The sequence below is a fragment of the Sphingomonas sp. CCH15-F11 genome, from assembly GCF_001557005.1.
Lineage (GTDB): Bacteria > Pseudomonadota > Alphaproteobacteria > Sphingomonadales > Sphingomonadaceae > Sphingomonas.
The window spans coordinates 1-383 of record NZ_LSKG01000155.1; the positions used below are offsets into that span (position 1 = coordinate 1).

Here is a 383-nt window from a genome sequence, read left to right on the forward strand (position 1 = left end):
CGACGCCCTTGCCCGGCGTGTGGCAGGCCGTGCATTGGCCGGCGAAGGACTGGTGGGCGCTCGAGAGCGGGCCGGGCGCTACGAGCTGCGCCACCAGGCCGGCATCCCTCGGCGCGTCCGATCGCATCCGGATCGCGACCGCGGCGACCATCACCAGCAGGGCTGCGATGAAGACGGCATAGGAAAGACGCTGCCAGCTCATAGCCAGCGCAGCCCGTAATAGATCGCCGCGCCGACGTGGAGCGCGAGCAGCGCGAAGATGAGACAGCCCAGCAGGATGTGCAGGAACCGCCATCGCGCGAACAGGGTGTTGGTCGCCTCTTCGGCGCGGATCGCGAATTCGGTATCGGCCAGCGCCGCGGCGATCCCCGCCCTGTTCTGGG

The 383-nt window shown here is 69.5% G+C and carries 2 pseudogenes; both read right to left on the bottom strand.

Going from position 1 to position 383, the window contains the following annotated elements:
• Positions 1 to 202 (bottom strand): annotated as a pseudogene (locus tag AX709_RS15870) (cytochrome C); the annotation flags it as partial.
• Positions 199 to 383, bottom strand: a pseudogene (locus AX709_RS15875) (hypothetical protein); the annotation flags it as partial. The pseudogenes AX709_RS15875 and AX709_RS15870, both read right to left, overlap by 4 nt.